The sequence below is a fragment of the Delftia sp. CH05 genome (genome assembly GCF_009827015.1).
GTDB lineage: Bacteria > Pseudomonadota > Gammaproteobacteria > Burkholderiales > Burkholderiaceae_C > Comamonas > Comamonas tsuruhatensis.
On record NZ_WUMG01000009.1, the window covers coordinates 31573 to 53090 of the forward strand.

Consider the following 21518-nt stretch of genomic DNA (forward strand, 5'->3'; position numbering starts at 1 on the left):
GTACCTTCTAATAGAAATTGACGCTTGTAAGCAAATTCTACGAGTGCACCCCGAAAACAATCCGGGAAATAACCCTTAATCCCGAGTCGGCCTGTGCGGCATTCATGCGCGGCCTCCCCGCTGCACCTTGCTGCGCGGGGCTTGCCGGTCTGGTGTCCGGCCGATTCATCAGTTGAATTGATTATCTGGTTTGAAGGCTTCGGATATTTTGTTTTATATCAATCCGGTATTCATTGGCTGGCTGAATGGCATCGATCAATCCAGTCTATTGGGTGAATGCGAACCATTTGCGTCGATTGAATTGCCGAATGGGGTTTTTGGCCTCCCCCGGGAGCGGAGGCCGGGGTGGATCAGCGTGCCGGCGGGCCCGGATCGCGCGGGGCATGCTTGAGGCCCAGATCATCCGACGTCTGATATTCAGCATGCGCCAAACCCGTCTTGTTCACCGATGGGTTCACCGTTTGGGCCATTTGGCGGCGCCTTTCCTCATCCTGCAGCTGCATGCGCGTGAACATGTCCCAGATTGCCATGAACAGCGCCGCGATCACGGGTCCTATCACAAAACCCGTCAGTCCGAAGAGAGCCATGCCGCCCAGTGTCGAGATCAGCACGATGTAGTCGGGCATCTTGGTGTCCTTGCCCACCAGCAGCGGGCGCAGCACGTTGTCCACCAGTCCGATCACCAGCACGCCGTAGGCGATCAGGATCAGGCCCTTGCCCATGTCACCGGTGGCCAGGAAGTAGATGGCCACCGGTGCCCAGATCAGGCCGGCGCCCACAGCGGGCAGCAGCGACAGGAACGCCATCACCACGCCCCACAGCACGGGTCCCTGGATGCCCAGAATCCAGAAGATCAGCCCGCCCAGCGCGCCCTGGGCGGCCGCCACGGCCAGGTTGCCCTTGACGGTGGCGCGGATCACGGTGGTGAACTTGCTCGACAGCTCGGCCTTGTGGTCGGACTGCAGCGGGATGGCCATGCGGATGCGCTGTGTCAGGTCGCGGCCGTCACGCAGCAGGAAGAACAGCAGGTACAGCATCACGCAGAAGCCGACCAGAAACCCGAAGGTGTTCTGGCCTATGCCCAGCGCCTTGGTGGCGGCCAGCTTGGAGGCCTGCATGGCGATGCTGGACAGCTTGTCCTGCAGCTCGGCCAGTGAACCCAGGTGCAACCGCTCCAGCCAGGGTGTGACCCAGGAGGGCAGGGCGTCCATGATCTGTTGCACATAGGTGCCTGCATCCAGGTTGCCGCTGTTGACGCGCTCATAGATCAACGAGGCCTCGCGCACCAGCGAGGCGCCGATCAGCGCCAGCGGCAGGATGGCCACCACCAGGCACAGCAGCAGGGTGGACAGGGCGGCAAGGTTGGTGCGCCGTGGCATGCGCGCCAGCAGGCGCCGGTGCAGCGGCGAAAACAGGATGGCCAGGGCGACGCCCCAGAAGATGGCCCCCATGAACTCCCAGAGCACGGCACCGAAGCCTATGGTTGCCGCAATCAGCAGCAGCATGAAAGTGCGTTTGTGTAGGGGCAGCAGGTTCATCTGGCGGTCCGTTCGGAAGATGCGCCAATGTACGCGACTGCGGGAACTCCCGGAGAGTTCAAGTAATCACTTGGTAACTGCCCTGCTGCGATGTTTGAACGGTGGCACAATGGCGGTCGCAACCAGGCCCTTCCCCAGCCACAGTCGCATCCGCCAATCGGTACAGCCGTGTCGCGGAAGGTTCCACAAACCAGCTAATGCCTCCCTCAGGGAGGCTGAGGTCAGCGCAATATGAGCGATCAGACGTCGGTCTACCAAGCCTACCAAGGCAATACCTACCTCTTCGGCGGCAATGCCCCCTACGTCGAAGAAATGTACGAAAACTACCTGGCCAATCCCGGTAGCGTGCCGGATTCCTGGCGCGAGTACTTTGATGCACTGCAACATGTGCCCGCAGTCGATGGCACCGACGCCAAGGACGTTCCGCACCAGCCCGTCATCAACGCTTTCGCCGAGCGCGCCAAGCAAGGCGGCACCAAGGTGGTCGTGGCCTCCGGCGCCGACTCCGAGCTGGGCCGCAAGCGCACCGCCGTCCAGCAACTGATCGCCGCCTACCGCAATGTCGGCGCACGCTGGGCCGATCTGGACCCCCTCAAGCGCACCGAGCGCCCCGAAATTCCCGAGCTGGAGCCGTCGTTCTACGGCTTCACCGATGCCGACCAGGAAACGGTGTTCAACACGAGCAACACCTTCTTCGGCAAGGAAAGCATGTCCCTGCGCGAGCTGATGAACGCTCTGCGCGAAACCTACTGCGGCACCATCGGCTCCGAGTACATGTATGCCACGGACCAGACGCAAAAGCGCTGGTGGCAGCAAAAGCTGGAAACCAGCCGTACCAAGCCCAGCTTTGATGCCAGCCGGAAAAAGCGCATCCTCGACCGCCTGACGGCTGCCGAAGGCCTGGAACGCTACCTGCACACCAAGTACGTCGGCCAAAAGCGCTTCTCGCTGGAAGGTGGCGAGAGCTTCATCGTCGCCATGGACGAGCTCATCAACGCTGCCGGCCAGAAGGGCGTGCAGGAAGTCGTGATCGGCATGGCCCACCGCGGCCGCCTGAACGTGCTGGTCAACACCCTGGGCAAGATGCCCAAGGACCTGTTCGCCGAGTTCGACCACACCGCCCCCGAGGACCTGCCCGCCGGTGACGTGAAGTACCACCAGGGCTTCAGCTCCGACGTGTCCACCGCAGGCGGCCCCGTCCACCTGTCGCTGGCCTTCAACCCCTCGCACCTGGAAATCGTCAACCCCGTGGTCGAAGGCTCGGTGCGCTCGCGCATGGACCGCCGCGACGACCCGCACGGCAAGCAGGTGCTGCCCGTGCTGGTGCACGGCGATGCAGCCTTCGCCGGCCAGGGCGTGAACCAGGAAACCCTGGCGCTGGCCCAGACCCGTGGCTACACCACGGGCGGCACGGTGCACATCATCATCAACAACCAGATCGGCTTCACCACCTCCGATCCGCGCGACACCCGCTCCACGCTGTACTGCACCGACATCGTCAAGATGATCGAGTCGCCCGTGCTGCACGTCAACGGCGATGATCCGGAAGCCGTGGCGCTGGCCGTGCAGCTGGCCCTGGAGTTCCGCATGGAATTCTCCAAGGACGTGGTCGTGGACATCGTCTGCTTCCGTAAGCTGGGCCACAACGAGCAGGACACCCCCGCGCTGACCCAGCCGCTGATGTACAAGAAGATCGGCGCCCACCCCGGCACCCGCAAGCTGTACGCCGACAAGCTGGCCGCACAGGGCCTGGGCGAATCGCTGGGCGACGACATGGCCAAGGCCTACCGCGCCGCCATGGACGAAGGCCGCCACACCGTGGACCCGGTGCTGACCAACTTCAAGAGCAAGTACGCCGTGGACTGGAGCCCGTTCCTGGGCAAGACCTGGACGGACGCCGGCGACACCGCCATCCCGCTGACGGAATGGAAGCGCCTGGCCGAACGCATCACCACCATCCCCGAGACCGTGACGCCGCACGCGCTGGTCAAGAAGGTCTATGACGACCGCGCAGCCATGGGCCGCGGCGAAGTCAACGTGGACTGGGGCATGGGCGAGCACATGGCCTTCGCATCGCTGGTCGCATCGGGCTACCCCGTGCGCCTGTCGGGCGAGGACTGCGGCCGCGGCACCTTCACGCACCGCCACTCGGTCATCCATGACCAAAAGCGCGAGAAGTGGAGCGAAGGCACCTACATCCCGCTGCAGAACGTGGCCGACAGCCAGGCTCCGTTCACCGTCATCGACTCCATCCTGTCCGAAGAAGCCGTGCTGGGCTTCGAGTACGGCTATGCGTCGAACGACCCCAACACCCTGGTGATCTGGGAAGCCCAGTTCGGCGACTTCGCCAACGGCGCCCAGGTCGTGATCGACCAGTTCATCGCCTCCGGTGAAGTCAAGTGGGGCCGCATCAACGGCCTGACGCTGATGCTGCCGCACGGCTACGAAGGCCAGGGCCCCGAGCACAGCTCGGCGCGCCTGGAGCGCTTCATGCAGCTGGCCGCCGACGCCAACATGCAGATCGTGCAGCCGACCACGGCCAGCCAGATCTTCCACGTGCTGCGCCGCCAGATGGTGCGCCCGCTGCGCAAGCCGCTGGTCATCATGACCCCCAAGTCGCTGCTGCGCAACAAGGACGCCACCTCGCCGCTGTCCGAGTTCACCAGCGGCGGTTTCCAGACCGTGATCCCCGAGCAGGACGAAGCCGTCGTGAAGAACGCGGCCAAGGTCAAGCGCGTGATCGCATGCTCCGGCAAGGTCTACTACGACCTGGTCAAGAAGCGCACCGAGAAGGAAAGCAAGGACGTCGCCATCATCCGCGTCGAGCAGCTGTACCCCTTCCCGCACAAGGCTTTCGCCGCTGAACTGAAGAAGTTCGGCAACGCCACCGACATCGTCTGGTGCCAGGACGAGCCGCAGAACCAGGGCGCCTGGTTCTTCGTGCAGCACTACATCCACGAGAACATGCTCGATGGCCAGAAGCTGGGCTACTCCGGCCGCGCTGCCTCGGCATCGCCCGCCGTGGGTTACGCCCACCTGCACCAGGAGCAGCAAAAGGCCCTGGTGGAAGGCGCGTTCTCCAAGCTCAAGGGTTTTGTCCTGAACAAGTAAGGCAGCCCCCACCCGCTACGTATCAGTACAGAACACTTTTGGAAAGAATCACAAATGGCTATCGTTGAAGTCAAAGTTCCCCAGCTGTCCGAGTCCATCGCTGAGGCCACCATGCTGACCTGGAAGAAGAAGGCCGGCGAAGCGGTTGCAGTCGATGAGATCCTCATCGAGATCGAAACCGACAAGGTCGTGCTCGAAGTGCCCGCGCCCGCCGCTGGCGTGCTGGCCGAGATCGTGCAAGGTGACGGCGCCACCGTGGTGGCCGAGCAGCTGATCGCCAAGATCGACACCGAAGGCGTGGCCGGTGTGGCCGCTGCCGCTCCTGCAGCCGCCCCCGCCGCTGCAGCCGCTCCCGCTGCAGCGCCCGCAGCCGCGGCCGCCACCGGTGGCAGCAAGGGTGATGTCGCCATGCCCGCCGCTGCCAAGCTGCTGGCCGAAAACAACCTGTCGGCCGCCGGCGTGGCTGGCTCCGGCAAGGATGGCCGCGTGACCAAGGGTGACGCGCTGGCCGCCATCAAGGGCGGCGTGCAGTCCACCGCTGCCGTCATTCCCACCGGCGTGCCCACCAAGGCGCTGCCCCAGGTGTCGGCTCCGTCCGCCAAGGAAGACCTCAGCGGCCGTCCCGAGCAGCGCGTGCCCATGAGCCGCCTGCGTGCCCGCGTGGCCGAGCGTCTGCTGCAGTCGCAGTCCACCAACGCCATCCTGACCACGTTCAATGAAGTGAACATGGCCCCGGTGATGGATCTGCGCAAGAAGTTCCAGGACGCCTTCACCAAGGAACACGGCACCAAGCTGGGCTTCATGTCCTTCTTCGTCAAGGCGGCCGTGCACGCCCTGAAGAAGTACCCGGTGCTCAACGCATCCGTGGACGGCAACGACATCGTCTACCACGGCTACTTCGACATCGGTATCGCCGTGGGTTCGCCCCGTGGCCTGGTGGTGCCCATCCTGCGCAATGCAGACCAGATGAGCTTCGCCGACATCGAAAAGAAGATTGCCGAATTCGGCAAGAAGGCTGCCGAAGGCAAGCTGGGCATTGAAGAAATGACCGGCGGCACCTTCTCCATCTCCAATGGCGGCACCTTCGGCTCGATGATGTCCACCCCCATCATCAACCCGCCCCAGTCGGCCATCCTGGGCGTGCACGCCACCAAGGACCGTGCCATGGTCGAGAACGGCCAGGTCGTGGTGCGCCCGATGAACTATCTGGCCATGTCCTATGACCACCGCATCATCGACGGCCGCGAAGCCGTGCTGGGCCTGGTGGCCATGAAGGACGCGCTGGAAGATCCTTCGCGCCTGCTGTTCGACCTGTAATTCCACAGGGTTCGACACGACGAAAACCCACCCTTGGCCGCGCGCCCTGCGGTGGGTTTTTTCATGCATCACAGACAAGAGATTCCTGAAATGAGCAAGCAATTCGACGTCATCGTCATCGGCGCGGGCCCTGGCGGCTACATCGCCGCCATCCGTGCCGCGCAACTGGGCTTCAACGTGGCCTGTATCGACGAGTGGAAGAACGCCGCCGGCGGCGCCGCTCCGGGCGGCACCTGCACCAACGTGGGCTGCATTCCCTCCAAGGCCCTGCTGCAGTCGTCCGAGCACTTCGAGCACGCCAACCTGCACTTTGCCGACCATGGCATCTCCACCGGCAAGGTCGAGATGGACGTGGCCAAGATGATCGCCCGCAAGGATGCGGTCGTGAAGCAGAACAACGACGGCATCCTGTACCTGTTCAAGAAGAACAAGGTCACGTTCTTTCACGGCCGTGGCTCCTTCGTCAAGGCCGTCGAAGGCGGCTACGAGATCAAGGTCGCCGGCAAGGAAGAGGAAGTGCTGACGGGCAAGCAGATCGTGGTGGCCACCGGCTCCAACGCCCGCGCTCTGCCCGGCGTGCCTTTCGATGAAGAGAACATCCTGTCTAACGACGGCGCCCTGCGCCTGGGCAAGGCCCCCAAGAAGCTGGCGCTGATCGGCGCCGGCGTGATCGGCCTGGAAATGGGCTCGGTCTGGCGCCGTCTTGGCACCGAAGTCATCGTGCTCGAAGGCATGGACAAGTTCCTGCCCGCCGTGGACGAGCAGATCGCCAAGGAAGCCAAGAAGGCCTTCGACAAGCAGGGCCTGAAGATCGAGCTGGGCGTGAAGATCGGCGAAGTCAAGTCCGGCAAGAAGGGCGTGTCCATCGCCTACACCAACGCCAAGGGTGAAGCCCAGGCGCTGGAGGCTGACAAGCTCATCATCTCCATTGGCCGCACGGCCAACACCGCCGGCCTCAATGCCGAGGCGGTGGGCCTGGCCCTGGACGAGCGCGGCTGCATCGTGGTCGATGACGACTGCAAGACCAGCCTGCCCGGCGTCTGGGCCGTGGGCGACGTGGTGCGCGGCCCGATGCTGGCGCACAAGGCCGAGGAAGAGGCCGTGGCCGTGGCCGAGCGCATCGCCGGCCAGCATGGCCATGTGAACTTCGGCACCATTCCCTGGGTGATCTACACCAGCCCCGAAATCGCCTGGGTGGGCCGCACCGAGCAGCAGCTGAAGGAGCAGGGCGTCAAATACAAGGCCGGCAGCTTCCCCTTCCTGGCCAACGGCCGTGCGCGCGCCCTGGGCGACACCACCGGCATGGTCAAGTTCCTGGCCGATGCCGAAACCGACGAGATCCTGGGCGTGCACATGGTCGGCCCCATGGTCTCGGAGCTGATCTCCGAAGCCGTGGTTGCCATGGAGTTCAAGGCATCGAGCGAAGACATCGCCCGCATCTGCCATGCCCACCCCTCGCTGTCCGAAGCCACCAAGGAGGCTGCCCTGGCAGTCGACAAGCGTACTCTGAACTTCTGAGTGCCAGGCTAGCCATCTAGCCAATCCGAGACCTGAAAGCGCTTGCTCTGCAAGCGCTTTCAGCTTCTGAATACATAGCAAATGGTTGATGCTGCATGAGCGTTTCAGTGCGAGAGGCCTACGAGGCCGAACTGGTAGCCAAGGGCTTTCACAGTGATCCTGCGCAACTGCGCGCCGTCGAGGCGCTGCAGCGCTGTGCCGACGACTGGACGGTCTACCGCCAGCGCCGCTCCAATGCCTTCAAGAAGCTCATCAACCATCCCGAGATTCCCCGTGGCGTCTACATGTACGGCGGGGTGGGGCGCGGCAAGAGCTTTCTCATGGATTGCTTCTTCAATGCCGTGCCGCTCAGGCGCAAGGTGCGCCTGCATTTCCATGAATTCATGCGCGAGGTCCACCGTGAACTCGCCGTGCTGCAGGGCACCCAGAACCCGCTGGACGTGCTGGGTGCGCGCATCTCCAAGAAGTACAAGCTGATCTGCTTCGATGAATTCCACGTGGCCGACATCACGGACGCGATGATCCTGCACCGGCTGCTGGTGTCGCTGTTCGCCAACGGCGTGGGCTTTGTCACCACCTCCAACTTCAAGCCCGACGAGCTGTACCCGGGCGGCCTGCACCGCGACCGCATCCTGCCGGCCATCGACCTGCTCAACGAGCGCATGGAAGTCGTCAACGTGGACAACGGCACGGACTACCGCCGCCGCACGCTGGAAAACGCCAGGCTCTACCACACGCCGCTGGGCGCCGAGGCCGATGCGGCCATGACCGAGACCTTCGACAAGCTGGCCGAGGTCAAGGACGAGGACCCGGTGCTGCACATCGAGGCGCGCGAGATCCGTGCGCGCCGCCGCGCCGGTGGCGTGGTCTGGTTCGACTTCCGCGAGCTGTGCGGCGGCCCGCGCTCGCAGAACGACTACCTGGAGATCGCAAGCCAGTTCCACACCGTGCTGCTGTCCGACGTGCCCTATATGCCGGTCAACATGGCGTCGCCCGCGCGGCGCTTCACCTGGCTGGTGGACGTGCTGTACGACCGCAGGGTCAAGCTGGTCATCTCGGCCGCCGTGCCGCCCGAGCAGCTTTACACTGAGGGCCCGCTGGCCCATGAGTTCCCCCGCACCGTCTCGCGCCTGAACGAGATGCAGTCCAAGGAATTCCTGGCGCTGGAGCGCCGCGTGGTGGATACCAGCCTGACCTGAGGCAGGTGGCCGCGCCTGGCGTCGTTTGCCGGACCTGTACATGCTGAAACTGCCCACCTCTGCTTTTGCCCTTGTGAAGAAACTGCCCGTTCCTTTGGGCGCCGCGCTGGCCTGCCTGGCCTTGGCGGGCCCGGCCGTGGCGGCCGATGCCGCGCGGGAGCCTGGCCAGGCGGCCAGGCAGGCCCAGGCCGAACGCAAGGCCGCGCGTGCCGACATCGCAGCCCAGCGCGCCGTCATCGAGCGCCGGCGCACGGCCCTGGAGTCCGAGTGCTACCAGCGCTTTGCCGTGGAAGACTGCCTCAAGCAGGCGCGCGAAGAGGCCCGTGAGCAGGATCGTCCGCTGCGCGAACGCGAGCTTCAGATCAACGACGAGGAGCGCAAGGAGCGCGCCGTCCAGCGCCTGGAAGACATCGAGGCCAAGAAGGCGCAGAAGGCAGCCTCCACCATGGAGGCCAAGGAACGGCCGCCGGCCGTGCAGCGCGATACCCAGGCCCTGCGCGCGCAGCGCGCCCAGGAGGCGCAGCAGCGCGCCGCCCAGCAGGCCAGCCACCAGCGCGAACGGCAGGCCCAGATGGAGCAGCGCCAGTCCGCCCAGGAGCAGGAGCGGCGCGCGGCATCGCGTGCGCAGTTCGAAGCCAAGCAGAAGGAAGCGGCCGAGCGCAAGGCCCGTGCCGCCGAAGCGGCCCGCGAGCGCGGCCCCCAGGCTGCGCCGCTGCCGGCGCCGCCTGCTCCCTGATCCTTTTTTCTCTGCCACGCGCCAACAGGCCAACCGGGTGGGGGCTGGCGTGAGGGCCTGGATGCTCCAACCCCGGTTCAAGCCGTCTGGGCCGACTCCAGCGCCTCGAGCTTGAGCACCACCAAGGACAGGTTGTCGCCCCCGCCCTGGGCGCGCACGCGGGCCTTGTCGATGAGGAACTCCGTGGCCTCGCGCGGGGTGAGCGCGTTGAGCACGGTGCCCAGTTCCTCGGCCGTGTAGTAGTGCCAGACGCCATCGCTGCAGGCCATGAGGGTGGTGCCCGGATACACGCGCTCGATCACATGGTGGCTCATGGGCGGTTCGGCCTCGGTGCCCAGGCAGCCCAGCAGGATGTTGGACTTGGGGTGCACATGGGCCTCGAATTCGGTGAGCTCTCCCCGGTCCACCAGCGACTGCACATAGGAATGGTCCTTGGTACGGTGGACCATGGTCGCGTCCTGGTAGTGGTAGATGCGCGAATCGCCCGAATGCACCCAGTGGCAGCGGCCCTGGGGCAGCAGGACGAAGGCGGCGATGGTGCTGTGCGGCTCCTGCTCGGCCGAAATGGCGGTCAGACGGATCACCGTGTGCGACTCGCGCACGATGCTCTCCAGCAGCGCTGTGCAGTCCTCCTTGCCCGGCTCGAAGCGCTCGAACAGCTGGCGCGCCGTGAGCATGACCTGGTCGGAGGCCTTGCGCCCGCCGCTGCGCCCGCCCATGCCGTCGGCCAGAACGCCCAGCAGGCAGCCGTGGACATACGGGTGGGCCATGAGCATCACCTGGTCTTGCTGGTATTGCCTGTCACCGCGATGGATGCCTGTGGCGGCTTGGAGTCGGTACGCTGGCTGCATGGTCTCTGGTTTGGTGGGCTCTTGGGGCGGTGGATGGGCACACCAGTGGCATGGCGCATATTATCGGAGCGCTGCCCCCGGTGCCGGCTCGCCCGGCTCCCGTGGCGCTGTCTTTTTCAACAACCGGACCTGTCCTGTGCATTCCCTGACCGCCGCCGTGCAGGCGGCCTTCGCCCCGCAAGGCCTGCTGTCGCGCGCCGAGGCGCAGTTCCTGCCGCGTGAAGGCCAGACCCGCATGGCCCTGGCCGTGGCCCAGGCCATCGAAGAGCGCCAGACCCTGGTCGTGGAGGCCGGCACGGGCGTGGGCAAGACCTATGCCTATCTGGTGCCGGCCCTGCTCAGCGGCCAGCGCGTGCTGGTGTCCACGGCCACGCGTGCGCTGCAGGACCAATTGTTCGCACGGGATCTGCCGCGTCTGGTGGCCGCCCTGGGCATGCCGCTGCGCATGGCGCGCCTCAAGGGGCGCAGCGCCTACCTGTGCCTGGAGCGGCTGGAGCGCGTGCGCCAGGGCCGCACGGCGCCGCAGGACCCGCAGGTGCTGCGCAGCGTGGCCCTGGTCGAGCGCTGGGCGCGCACCACGCGCACAGGTGACCTGGGCGAGCTGCCCGCGCTGGACGAGCGCTCGCCCGCGCTGCCCCTGGTCACCTCCACGCGCGACAACTGCCTGGGCTCGGACTGCCCGCATTGGCAGGACTGCCATGTCAACGTGGCCCGCCGCACCGCGCTGGACGCCGACGTGGTGGTCATCAACCACCATCTGATGTTTGCCGACCTCGACGTGCGCGATTCGGGTGTGGCCCAACTGCTGCCCAGCGCGGGCGTGGTGGTGGTGGACGAGGCCCACCAGCTCAACGACATCGGCGTGCAGTTCGCTGGCCTGAGCCTGTCGGGCCAGCAATTGACGGGCTATGCCCGCGATGTGCTGCGCGCCGGCCAGGAACTGGCACGCGGCATGGCCGACTGGATGATGCTCTCGGCGCGTGTGGAGCAGGCACTGCGCGAGCTGCGCCTGGCCGCAGGCAAGCCCCCTGTGGGCGGACGTCTGTCCTGGCAGGGCGTGACGCCGCAGGGACTGGACGCCCAGAGCTGGCGCACGGCCCTGGTCACGCTGGGGCGCAGCCTGCGGGCGCTGGTGGAGCCGCTGGTGCAATTGCAGGTCAGCGATCCCGAACTGCGCAGGCTGCTCGAGCGCGGCAGCGAACTGCTGCGGCGCCTGGCCACCTTCGCGGCGGCGGCCGTGCAAGACACGGTGCGCTGGCTGGAACTGGGCAGCCAGCAGATGCGCATGCTGGAGTCTCCGCTGACCATTGCACACATCATGCGCACGCGGCTGCTGGGTCCGACGCAAGTGCAAGAGCAAGAGCATCAGGAAGGAAGCGGGCAAGACGCCGAGCCGCAGGAAAACGCACCCACCGCCCCGTACGAGCCGCCAGCGGGCACCGCCTGGATCTTCACCTCTGCCACGCTGGGCGACGACGAGCGGCTGAGCTGGTTCACCGAGCCCTGCGGACTGCGAGAGGCCCAGGTGCTGCGCGTGGACAGCCCCTTCGACTATGCGCGGCAGGCGGCGCTTTATGTGCCGCGGCCTTTTGCCGAGGCAGGAAGCACGGCCCACAGCGCCGAGGTGGCACGCCTGGCGCTGGATGCGGCCCAGCGCCTGGGCGGCCGCACCCTGGTGCTGACCACCACGCTGCGTGCCCTGCACGCCATAGGCGACACGCTGCAGCAGTCGCTGGGGCTGTTCGGTGAACTTGATGTGCTGGTCCAGGGGCAGGCGCCCAAGCTGACCTTGATCGAGCGCTTTGTTGCGGCAGGCGAAGGCAAGGGCGCCAGCGCGGGGCGCGGCTGCATTCTCGTGGCATCGGCCACTTTCTGGGAAGGGGTGGATTTGCCTGGCGATGCGCTGCAGCTGGTGGTCATCGACAAGCTGCCGTTTCCTCCGCCCGACGATCCGCTGGTCGAGGCGCGTTCGCGCAGTCTGGAATCCGTGGGCCGGCAGGCCTTTGCCGACTACATGCTGCCCGAGGCCGCGATGGCGCTCAAGCAGGGCGCCGGGCGCCTGATCCGGCGCGAGACGGATCGCGGCGTGCTTGTGGTCTGCGATCCCAGATTGACCGCCAAGGGTTATGGGCGGCGGCTGCGCGCTGCGCTGCCGCCCATGCGGACCCTGGAAGACGAGGCGGCCTTTGTTCAGGCCCTGCAGGCGCTGGCGCAGCCTGCGCCGCAGGTCACCACAGTTTCCACCACGACTTCTGCTTTGCCGTGACGTCCTTGTCGGAGTCCTGGCCGTACGAGGCGGTCAGCACGCGCTGCGCATCGTCACGCAGCTGGGTCATGCCCAGTGCATCGTATGAGTTCACCAGGATCTGCATGGCCTCGCGCACGGCGGGCACGCCCTGGTAGTCCTTGACGGCGGTCTGCGCACGTGCGATGGCGGCCACGTAGGCGCCGCGTCCGTAGTAGTAGCGGGCCACATGGACTTCGTACTGCGCCAGCGAGTTGACGATGTACTGCATGCGCAGCCGCGAGTCTTCGGCGTAGCGCGACTCGGGGAAGCGCGTCACCAGCTCGCGGAATGACTCGAAGGAGTCCTTGGCGGCCTTCTGGTCGCGCTCGGACAGATCCTGGCGCGACAGCCAGGAGAACATGCCCAGGTTGTCATTGAAGTTGACCAGGCCCTTGAGGTACAGGGCGTAGTCGGTGGCTGGGCTGGCCGGGTGCAGCTTCAGGAAGCGGTCCAGCGTGGCCGTGGCCTGGACCTTGTCGCCGCTCTTGTACTGGGCATAGGCCTTGTCGAGCTGGGCCTGCTGGGCCAGGGGCGTGCCGGCGGCACGGCCTTCGAGCTTCTCGAACAGCGGAACGGCCTTGTCGAACGCACCGGACGCGGCTTCGTCGCGCGCCTCGGTATAGATGCGGTCCGGGGTCCACTTGGCAGTAGGGTCTTGTTGCGTACTGGAGCAGGCTGTCAGGACGCCTGCGACCAGCACGGCGGGAACGATGGACAGGGGAATACGCTGCATGGTGGACGTTTCTCGGGCAATCGAAGGGCGGTGAGAGGGTTGGCGGGCAGGGACGCGGGCCGCGCTGAGGGGCCGCATGAAGCCTGATTTTCCCGCAACCGGGCCGAGGCATTGTAACGGCCTGCGATGCCCGCCCCGCAGGCGGGGGCGGCGGCAAAGGCATGGCCGCGAACGGGTCCCGGCATTGCGGAGCTTTCTACAATGGCGCCCATATGTTTGTCCATTTGCGCCTGCACACCGAATTTTCCGTCGTGGACGGAACCAACCGCATCAACGCCATCGTCAAGGCCGCCGCCGAGGATGGGCAGGTCGCACTGGCCGTCACAGACTTCAACAACCTGTTTGGCGGCGTCAAGTTCTATCGCGAAGGCCGGTCCAAGGGCGTCAAGCCCGTGCTGGGCGCGGAAATCCAGATCGAGGGCGAAAACGGCGCCGCGATCTCGCGCATCATCGTGCTGGTGCAAAGCCCGCTGGGCTACCACAACCTGTCCGAGCTGCTGGCCCGGGGCTGGACCCGCAATGTGGTCAAGGGCCAGGCCGTGCACACATGGGCCTGGCTGCAGGAGCTGGGCGAAGGCCTGATCGTGCTGGCCGGCGCCCAGGCCGGCCCGGTGGGCCAGGCACTGATGCGCGGTGACGAGGCCGGCGCAGCAGCCGTCGCCCAGCGGCTGGCGAGCATGTTCCCGCACCGCTTCTTCATCGAGCTGCAGCGCGCAGGCCGGCCTGACGACGAAGCCCATGTGCTGGCCGCCGTGCAACTGGCCGATCGCCTGAACCTGCCCGTGGTCGCCACGCACCCCATACAGTTCTTCGGCCCCGACGACTACGAAGCGCACGAGGCGCGCGTGTGCATCGCCGAGGGCGAGATCCTGGCCAACCCCAAGCGTGTGCGCCGCTTCACGCGCGACCAGCATTTCAAGACCGTCGCGCAGATGCAGGCGCTGTTTGCCGACATTCCCAGCGCCATCGCCAACACCGTGGAAATCGCGCGTCGCTGCAGCCTGACGCTGGTGCTGGGCAAGCCGCAGCTGCCCAACTTCCCCGTGCCCGAAGGCATGACCATGGACGAGTTCTTCCGCCAGGAGTCCTTTGCGGGACTGGAGGAACGTCTGATCCATCTCTATCCCGACCCCGCCAAGCGCGAGGCCCAGCGCGAGCGCTATGTCGAGCGACTGGAGTTCGAGATCGGCACCATCCTCAAGATGGGCTTTCCGGGCTACTTCCTCATCGTGGGTGACTTCATCAAGTGGGCCAAGCTCAACGGCTGTCCCGTGGGTCCGGGCCGCGGATCGGGCGCCGGCTCGCTGGTGGCCTACGTGCTCAAGATCACGGACCTGGACCCGCTGGAATACAACCTGCTGTTCGAGCGTTTCCTCAATCCCGAGCGTGTGTCCATGCCCGACTTCGACGTGGACTTCTGCCAGGCCAACCGCGACCGCGTCATCGACTACGTGAAGCAGCTGTACGGCCGCGACGCCGTCAGCCAGATCGCCACCTTCGGCACCATGGCCGCGCGCGCGGCCATCCGCGACGTGGGCCGCGTGCTGGACATGAGCTACACCTTCTGCGACGGCATCTCCAAGCTCATTCCCAACAAGCCTGGCCTGCACGTCACGCTCAAGTACCCGCCCAATCCGAAGAAGGAGGGCGACAAGTACACCTACGCCATCGAGGCCGAGCCCATGCTGGCCGAGCGCATCGACAAAGAAGAAGACGTCAAGACACTGATTGAAATGGCCCAGAAGCTCGAAGGCATGACACGCAACATCGGCATGCACGCGGGCGGCGTGGTGATTGCCCCGGGCAAGCTGGCCGATTTCTGCCCGCTGTACCAGCAGCCGGGCAGCGACTCGGCCGTGGCCATGTACGACAAGGACGATGTGGAGGCCGTGGGCCTGGTGAAGTTCGACTTTCTGGGCCTGGCCACGCTGACCATCCTGGAGATTGCGCGCGAGTTCATCATCAAGCGCCACAAGGGCCAGGAGAACTTCGCATTCGAGAACATCCCGCTGGACGATGCGCGCACCTACCAGCTGTTTTCCGAGGGCAAGACCGAGGCCGTGTTCCAGTTTGAATCGCGCGGCATGCAGGGCATGCTGCGCGACGCCAAGCCCAGCCGGCTGGAAGACCTGATCGCCCTGAACGCCCTGTACCGCCCGGGACCCATGGACCTGATTCCCAGCTTCGTGGCGCGCAAGCACGGCAAGGAAGTGGTGGAGTATCCGCATCCGCTGGTCGAAAAGGTGCTGGCCGAAACCTACGGGATCATGGTCTACCAGGAGCAGGTGATGCAGACCGCCCAGGTGCTGGGCGGCTACTCGCTGGGCGGCGCCGACCTCTTGCGCCGTGCCATGGGCAAGAAGAAGGTCGAGGAAATGGTCATGCACCGCGGGATCTTCCGCGAGGGCGCGGCCAAGCAGGGCATCAGCGAAGAAAAGGCCGACGAGGTCTTCGACCTGATGGAGAAGTTCGCGGGCTACGGCTTCAACAAGTCGCACGCCGCCGCCTACTCGCTGCTGGCCTATCACACGGCCTGGCTGAAGGTGCACTACACGGCCGAGTTCTACTGCGGGAACATGACCGTGGAAATGGACAACACCGACAAGCTCAAGGTGCTGTACGAAGACGCGCTCAAGATGGGCATCAGCTTCGAGCCGCCGGATGTCAACCGCGGCATGTACCGCTTCGAGCCCGTCACCGACAAGGTCATACGCTATGGCCTGGGTGCCATCAAGGGCACGGGCCAGCAGGCCATCGAGGCCATCATCGCGGCCCGTGAAGGCCGCGGCGTGGGCCCGCGCGGCGCCGACAAGGGGCCGTTCAAGAGCCTGGCCGACTTCTGCGTGCGCGTGGACCGCACGCGCCTGAACAAGCGCACGCTGGAAGCCCTGATCAAGGGAGGTGCCTTCGATGCCATCGAACTGAACCGCGCGGCCCTGGTGGCCTCCATCGACCATGCCTTCGAGTTCGCCAACAAGACGCTGGCCAATGCCAACCAGGGCGGGCTGTTCGACATGATGGGCGAGGACGCCGTGGGCTCCAGCACCCAGGAGCCGCCCCTGGCCGATGCGTTGCCCTGGGGCGTGAAGGAGAGGCTGACCCAGGAAAAGACCGCCGTGGGCTTTTACCTGTCGGGCCATTTGTTCGACGAGGTCGAAAAGGAGGTGCGCCGCTTCGTGCGCACGCCGCTGGCCGAGCTGCGCGACAGCCGCGAGCCCCAGACCCTGGCCGGCATCATCAGCGACTTCCGCGCCATCAACGGCCAGCGCGGGCGGCTGGGCCTGTTCAAGATCGATGACGGCTCGGGCGTGATCGAGGCTTCGGTGGACGAGAACACGCTCAATACCTATCGCGATCTGCTCAAGGACGACGAATTCGTCGTCATCACCGGGCGCCTGCAGCTGGACCACTTCAGCGGTGGCTTGCGCATGAAGGCACAGCAGCTGTTCAACCTGGCCGATGCGCGCTGCCGCTTCGCGCGCTACCTGCAGGTCAGCGTGGGCGAGAAGATGCCCGACGTGGTCGGCCTGCTGCGCCAGTTTCCCGCCGTGGTGGAGCAGGGTGAGCATGGCGAGCTGCAGCGCGGCATGAAAGTGCGCCTGGGACTGGTCTGCGAGGACGAGCGCGGCTCGGCCAGCTGCGAGCTGGCCCTGGGCGACGGCAGCCGCTTCTATCCCAGCGACGCGGCCCTGGCCGCCTGGTATGCCCAGGCGGGCAGCGCCCAGGTCAAGGTGGTCTACGAATGACGCGCAAGGTGGCGCAGCGCCCGGTGGCGGCAAGCAGGCACTGCTTTGGTGCGTGCTGGCCAGCCCGGGCAGGCGCCGCGCTTGAATTCTTCAGGCACGCCTCGCATATCCCTTCCGGAAAACAGTGGCTCCGATGGCTAGAATGATTTTCATGGCAACCCAACCCCCTTCGACCCCTCCTGCCATTCCCACAGTACGGCCCGTGTCCGATGACGACGGCGCCGTGGTGCTGGAGCGGCGGCGCCAGCGCGTGCAGCCGCCGCAGATGTACCAGGTCGTGATGCTCAACGATGACTTCACGCCCATGGAATTCGTCATCATCGTCCTGCAGGAACTCTTCGGCAAGGACCGCGAAACGGCCACCCAGATCATGCTCAAGATCCATCTCGACGGCCGCGGCGTCTGCGGCGTGTACTCGCGCGATGTGGCGGCCACCAAGGTCGAACAGGTGCTGCAGGCCGCCCAGAAAGCGGGCCATCCGTTGCAGGCCATGTTCGAGCCTGTTGAATAAACCCGGGCCGCCCTGATTTATGGTTGCAGTCAATAATCCCCAGCAAGCGAAAAGGAGTCATCAATGATCGCCCAGGAACTGGAAGTCAGCTTGCACATGGCCTTTGTCGAAGCACGCCAGCAGCGCCACGAGTTCATCACCGTGGAACACCTGCTGCTGGCCCTGCTGGACAACCCCAGTGCAGCGGAAGTGCTGCGCGCCTGCTCAGCCAACATCGATGACCTGCGCTCGGCCCTGTCCAACTTCATCAAGGACAACACGCCCCAGGTCGCGGGCACCGACGAAGTGGACACGCAGCCCACGCTGGGTTTCCAGCGTGTGATTCAGCGCGCCATCATGCATGTGCAATCGACCGGCAACGGCAAGAAGGAAGTCACGGGCGCCAACGTGCTCGTGGCCATCTTCGGTGAAAAGGACTCGCATGCCGTCTACTACCTGCACCAGCAGGGCGTGACGCGCCTGGACGTGGTCAATTTCATCGCCCACGGCATCAAGAAGGGCGAGCCGCCCGAGCCTGCGAAGGCGGAGAACCCTGCGGAATCCGAAGAGGGTGCCGGTGGCGAACGCAACGAAAAGGCCTCGCCCCTGGAGCAGTTCACGCTGAACCTCAACCAGGCGGCCAAGGACGGCAAGATCGATCCGCTGATCGGGCGCGACTACGAGGTCGAGCGCACCATCCAGATCCTGTGCCGCCGCCGCAAGAACAACCCGCTGCTGGTCGGCGAGGCCGGCGTTGGCAAGACCGCGATCGCCGAAGGCCTGGCCTGGCGCATCACCGAAGGCAAGGTGCCCGAGGTGCTGACCGAGGCCGTGGTCTATTCGCTGGACATGGGCGCGCTGCTGGCAGGCACCAAGTACCGTGGCGATTTCGAGCAGCGCCTCAAGGGCGTGCTCAAGTCGCTGAAGGACAAGCCCAACGCCATCCTGTTCATCGACGAGATCCACACGCTGATCGGCGCGGGCGCCGCTTCGGGCGGCACGCTGGACGCGTCCAACCTGCTCAAGCCGGCGCTGTCCAGCGGCCAGCTCAAGTGCATCGGCGCCACCACGTTCACCGAGTACCGCGGCATCTTCGAGAAGGACGCGGCCCTGTCGCGGCGCTTCCAGAAGGTGGATGTGGTCGAGCCCACGGTGGCCGAGACCGTGGACATCCTCAAGGGCCTGAAGTCGCGCTTCGAGGAACACCACAGCGTGCAGTACGCCGCTGCCGCCCTGCAGGCTGCGGCCGAGCTGTCGGCCAAGTACATCAATGACCGCCACCTGCCCGACAAGGCCATCGACGTGATCGACGAGGCCGGCGCCGCGCAGCGCATCATTCCGGTGGAGCAGCGCAAGCAGACCATCGACAAGGCCGAGATCGAGGCCATCGTGGCCAAGATCGCGCGCATTCCGCCTGCCAACGTGTCCAACGACGACCGCAGCAAGCTGCAGACGCTGGAGCGCGACCTCAAGAGCGTGGTCTTCGGCCAGGACAAGGCGCTGGAAGCGCTGGCCTCCTCGGTCAAGATGGCGCGCTCGGGCCTGGGCAAGCCGGACAAGCCGATCGGCTCCTTCCTGTTCTCGGGCCCCACCGGCGTGGGCAAGACGGAAGCGGCCAAGCAGCTGGCCTACATTTTGGGCGTGGACCTGATCCGCTTCGACATGTCGGAGTACATGGAGCGCCATGCCGTCAGCCGCCTGATCGGCGCGCCTCCGGGCTATGTGGGCTTTGACCAGGGCGGCCTGCTGACCGAGGCCGTGACCAAGAAGCCGCATTCGGTGCTGCTGCTCGACGAAATCGAGAAGGCGCATCCGGACATCTTCAACGTGCTGCTGCAGGTCATGGACCACGGCACGCTGACGGACAACAACGGGCGCAAGGCCGATTTCCGCAACGTGATCCTCATCATGACCACGAACGCGGGTGCAGAGACCATCAACAAGGCCTCGATCGGCTTCACCAACCCGCGCCAGGCCGGTGACGAAATGGGCGACATCAAGCGCCTGTTCACGCCGGAGTTCCGCAACCGTCTGGACGCCATCGTCAGCTTCAAGCCGCTGGACGAGCAGGTCATCCTGCGCGTGGTCGACAAGTTCCTGCTGCAGCTGGAGCAGCAACTGGCCGAAAAGCGCGTGGAGGTCACCTTCACCGATGCGCTGCGCAAGCACCTGGCCAGGAAGGGCTTCGATCCGCTCATGGGCGCCCGTCCCATGCAGCGCCTGATCCAGGACACCATCCGGCGCTCGCTGGCCGACGAGCTGCTGTTCGGGCAGCTGGTCGACGGTGGCCGCCTGGAAGTGGACTGGGTGGCCGACGCCGACGATGCCGACAAGGGCGAAGTCAAGCTCGACATCACGCCCCAGCCCAGGCAGGACCCGGCTTCCGAGCCGGCCGAGCCCAAAGAGGCCACCGCCGACTGATGTGCATCGCCTGATGCCCATCGCGCAAGCCGACAGCCCCCCGGGCTGCCGGCTTTTTCTTTGATCCGCCCGAAGGAGTCTTTGTGGAGTGGCTTCGTCAGTACCTGACCCATGAGAATGCGCTGCTGCTGCTGTCGGTGACCTGGTCGGTCTATGTAGTGATCGTCGCGGTGTGGATCCTTTTGCAGCGCAGCGCGCCCGTGGCCACGCTGAGCTGGCTGCTGTCCATGGCGGCGATTCCCGTGGGCGGGCTGGCCATCTATTATTTCTTCGGCCCGCAGCGGCTCAAGCGCCAGCGCATCAAGCGGCTGCGCGCGCGCAAGACATCGCGCGTGCGCTCGGGCGTGCAGCGGCTGCGCGAGCGCATGCCCGGCAGTCCCGAGCGCCTGCACCAGGTTGCGCGACTGGTGGCCGCCACCAGCGACTTTCCGGTGAGCACGGCCACCGACCTGCGGCTGCTGGTCGGTGGCGCGGCCACCTTCGACGCCATCATCGACGCGGTGAATGCCGCGCGCCACCACATCCACCTCGAGTACTACATTTTCGAGCCCGACCAGACCGGCACGGCCCTGCGCGACCTGCTGATACAGCGGGCCCGCGCAGGCATACAGGTGCGCCTGCTGGTGGATGCCCTGGGCTCCAAGAAGCTGGGGCGGCGCTTTCTGCAGCCGCTGGAGGATGCGGGCGCCGAGGTCGCGCTGTTCCATGGCACCAAGATCGGCCGGCGGCTGCGCCCGGTCATCAACTTCCGCACCCACCGCAAGATCCTGGTGTGCGACGGCAAGGTGGGCTTCACGGGCGGCGTCAACGTGACCGACGAAGAGAACGCGCGTGTCATGCCCGATGCCTACCACGACGTGCACCTGCGCCTGGAGGGCGCCATCGTCAACTGGCTGCAGACCGTGTTCCTCGAGGACTGGGCCTACGCCCTCGAAAAGGACCCCAAGAGCGAGCCCGCCGACATCGACCTGCTGCTGCCGGACGCGCCCGAGGGCCCGCTGCCCGTGCAGATCATCACCTCCGGCCCCGACAACGGCCTGCAGGCCATCTACCGCGCCCATCTTGCGGCCATCAACGCGGCCGAGGAGCGTGTCTGGCTGACCACGCCGTACTTCGTTCCCACGGAGGCCGCGCTGGCCGCGCTCACCAATGCCTCGCTGCGCGGCGTGGATGTGCAGCTGCTGGTGCCGCGCCGCTCCGATTCGGCCCTGGTCACGGCGGCCGCGCGCTCCTACTACGACGAACTGATCCGCTGCGGCGTGCGCGTCTACGAATACAAGGCGCGCATGCTGCACTCCAAGACGCTGGTGGTGGACGGCAGCATCTCCATCATCGGCACGGCCAACTTCGACTACCGCAGCTTCTTCCTGAACTACGAAGTCTGCGCCATCGCCTACGGGCCCCAGCTCAATGGCGACCTGGCGCGCCAGTTCGAGCTGGACCTGGAGCAGGCGCAGCGCGTGCATTTCAAGCGCGACCTGGGCTTCGCACTGCGCCTGTTCGACTCCGGCGCGCGCCTTTGCTCACCCTTGCTGTGATGTCCGGACGCACTTTTTTCGCAGGCATACTCG

13 protein-coding genes are annotated in these 21518 nt (G+C 65.7%); 10 read left to right on the plus strand and 3 right to left on the minus strand.

Annotation, left to right across the window (positions count from 1 at the left end; translation table 11 throughout):
- Window positions 1-350 precede the first annotated feature (350 nt).
- The gene (locus GRX31_RS09905) at window positions 351-1538 is read right to left on the minus strand and encodes an AI-2E family transporter (RefSeq protein ID WP_016446855.1); all 1188 of its coding nucleotides are present in this window, start codon (window positions 1536-1538) and stop codon (window positions 351-353) included.
- A 231-nt stretch (window positions 1539-1769) separates the two neighbouring features.
- Between GRX31_RS09905 and GRX31_RS09910 the strand changes: the two genes are divergently transcribed.
- From GRX31_RS09910 to GRX31_RS09930, 5 genes are all read left to right on the plus strand, one after another.
- The gene (locus GRX31_RS09910) at window positions 1770-4649 is read left to right on the plus strand and encodes a 2-oxoglutarate dehydrogenase E1 component (RefSeq protein WP_016446856.1); all 2880 of its coding nucleotides are present in this window, start codon (window positions 1770-1772) and stop codon (window positions 4647-4649) included.
- A gap of 54 nt (window positions 4650-4703) precedes the next feature.
- Window positions 4704-5966 (plus strand): 2-oxoglutarate dehydrogenase complex dihydrolipoyllysine-residue succinyltransferase, encoded by a 1263-nt coding sequence (gene odhB / locus GRX31_RS09915; RefSeq protein WP_016454845.1) that lies wholly within the window; start codon window positions 4704-4706, stop codon window positions 5964-5966.
- A 90-nt stretch (window positions 5967-6056) separates the two neighbouring features.
- Entirely contained in the window at window positions 6057-7484 is a 1428-nt protein-coding gene (lpdA, locus tag GRX31_RS09920) for a dihydrolipoyl dehydrogenase (protein WP_017404783.1), read from the plus strand.
- 95 nt (window positions 7485-7579) lie between these two features.
- Complete coding sequence (gene zapE / locus GRX31_RS09925) at window positions 7580-8683, plus strand: cell division protein ZapE (RefSeq protein WP_016446859.1); 1104 nt, start codon at window positions 7580-7582, stop codon at window positions 8681-8683.
- Between the two features lie 40 nt (window positions 8684-8723).
- The gene (locus tag GRX31_RS09930; protein WP_016454844.1) at window positions 8724-9419 is read left to right on the plus strand and encodes a hypothetical protein; all 696 of its coding nucleotides are present in this window, start codon (window positions 8724-8726) and stop codon (window positions 9417-9419) included.
- A gap of 77 nt (window positions 9420-9496) precedes the next feature.
- On the opposite strand, the gene GRX31_RS09935 is transcribed toward GRX31_RS09930, so the two are convergent.
- A complete protein-coding gene (locus GRX31_RS09935; protein ID WP_026062214.1) occupies window positions 9497-10270 on the minus strand; it encodes a PP2C family protein-serine/threonine phosphatase in 774 nt (257 codons plus the stop codon).
- Window positions 10271-10406: 136 nt separating this feature from the next.
- Between GRX31_RS09935 and GRX31_RS09940 the strand changes: the two genes are divergently transcribed.
- Complete coding sequence (locus tag GRX31_RS09940; RefSeq protein WP_160852454.1) at window positions 10407-12536, plus strand: helicase C-terminal domain-containing protein; 2130 nt, start codon at window positions 10407-10409, stop codon at window positions 12534-12536.
- On the opposite strand, the gene GRX31_RS09945 is transcribed toward GRX31_RS09940, so the two are convergent.
- Window positions 12499-13290, minus strand: coding sequence for an outer membrane protein assembly factor BamD (locus GRX31_RS09945; RefSeq protein WP_016454842.1), 792 nt, complete (start codon window positions 13288-13290; stop codon window positions 12499-12501). The two genes, GRX31_RS09940 and GRX31_RS09945, sit on opposite strands and share 38 nt — an antisense overlap.
- Window positions 13291-13502: 212 nt before the next feature.
- Between GRX31_RS09945 and dnaE the strand changes: the two genes are divergently transcribed.
- From dnaE to cls, 4 genes are all read left to right on the plus strand, one after another.
- Entirely contained in the window at window positions 13503-17036 is a 3534-nt protein-coding gene (gene dnaE, locus GRX31_RS09950) for a DNA polymerase III subunit alpha (protein ID WP_047327728.1), read from the plus strand.
- 133 nt (window positions 17037-17169) lie between these two features.
- On the plus strand, window positions 17170-17547 hold the full coding sequence (gene clpS, locus GRX31_RS09955; protein WP_016454840.1) for an ATP-dependent Clp protease adapter ClpS: 378 nt from the start codon (window positions 17170-17172) through the stop codon (window positions 17545-17547).
- A 63-nt stretch (window positions 17548-17610) separates the two neighbouring features.
- Complete coding sequence (gene clpA, locus GRX31_RS09960; RefSeq protein WP_047472864.1) at window positions 17611-19947, plus strand: ATP-dependent Clp protease ATP-binding subunit ClpA; 2337 nt, start codon at window positions 17611-17613, stop codon at window positions 19945-19947.
- A gap of 83 nt (window positions 19948-20030) precedes the next feature.
- Complete coding sequence (cls, locus tag GRX31_RS09965; protein ID WP_126312737.1) at window positions 20031-21485, plus strand: cardiolipin synthase; 1455 nt, start codon at window positions 20031-20033, stop codon at window positions 21483-21485.
- Window positions 21486-21518 lie beyond the last annotated feature (33 nt).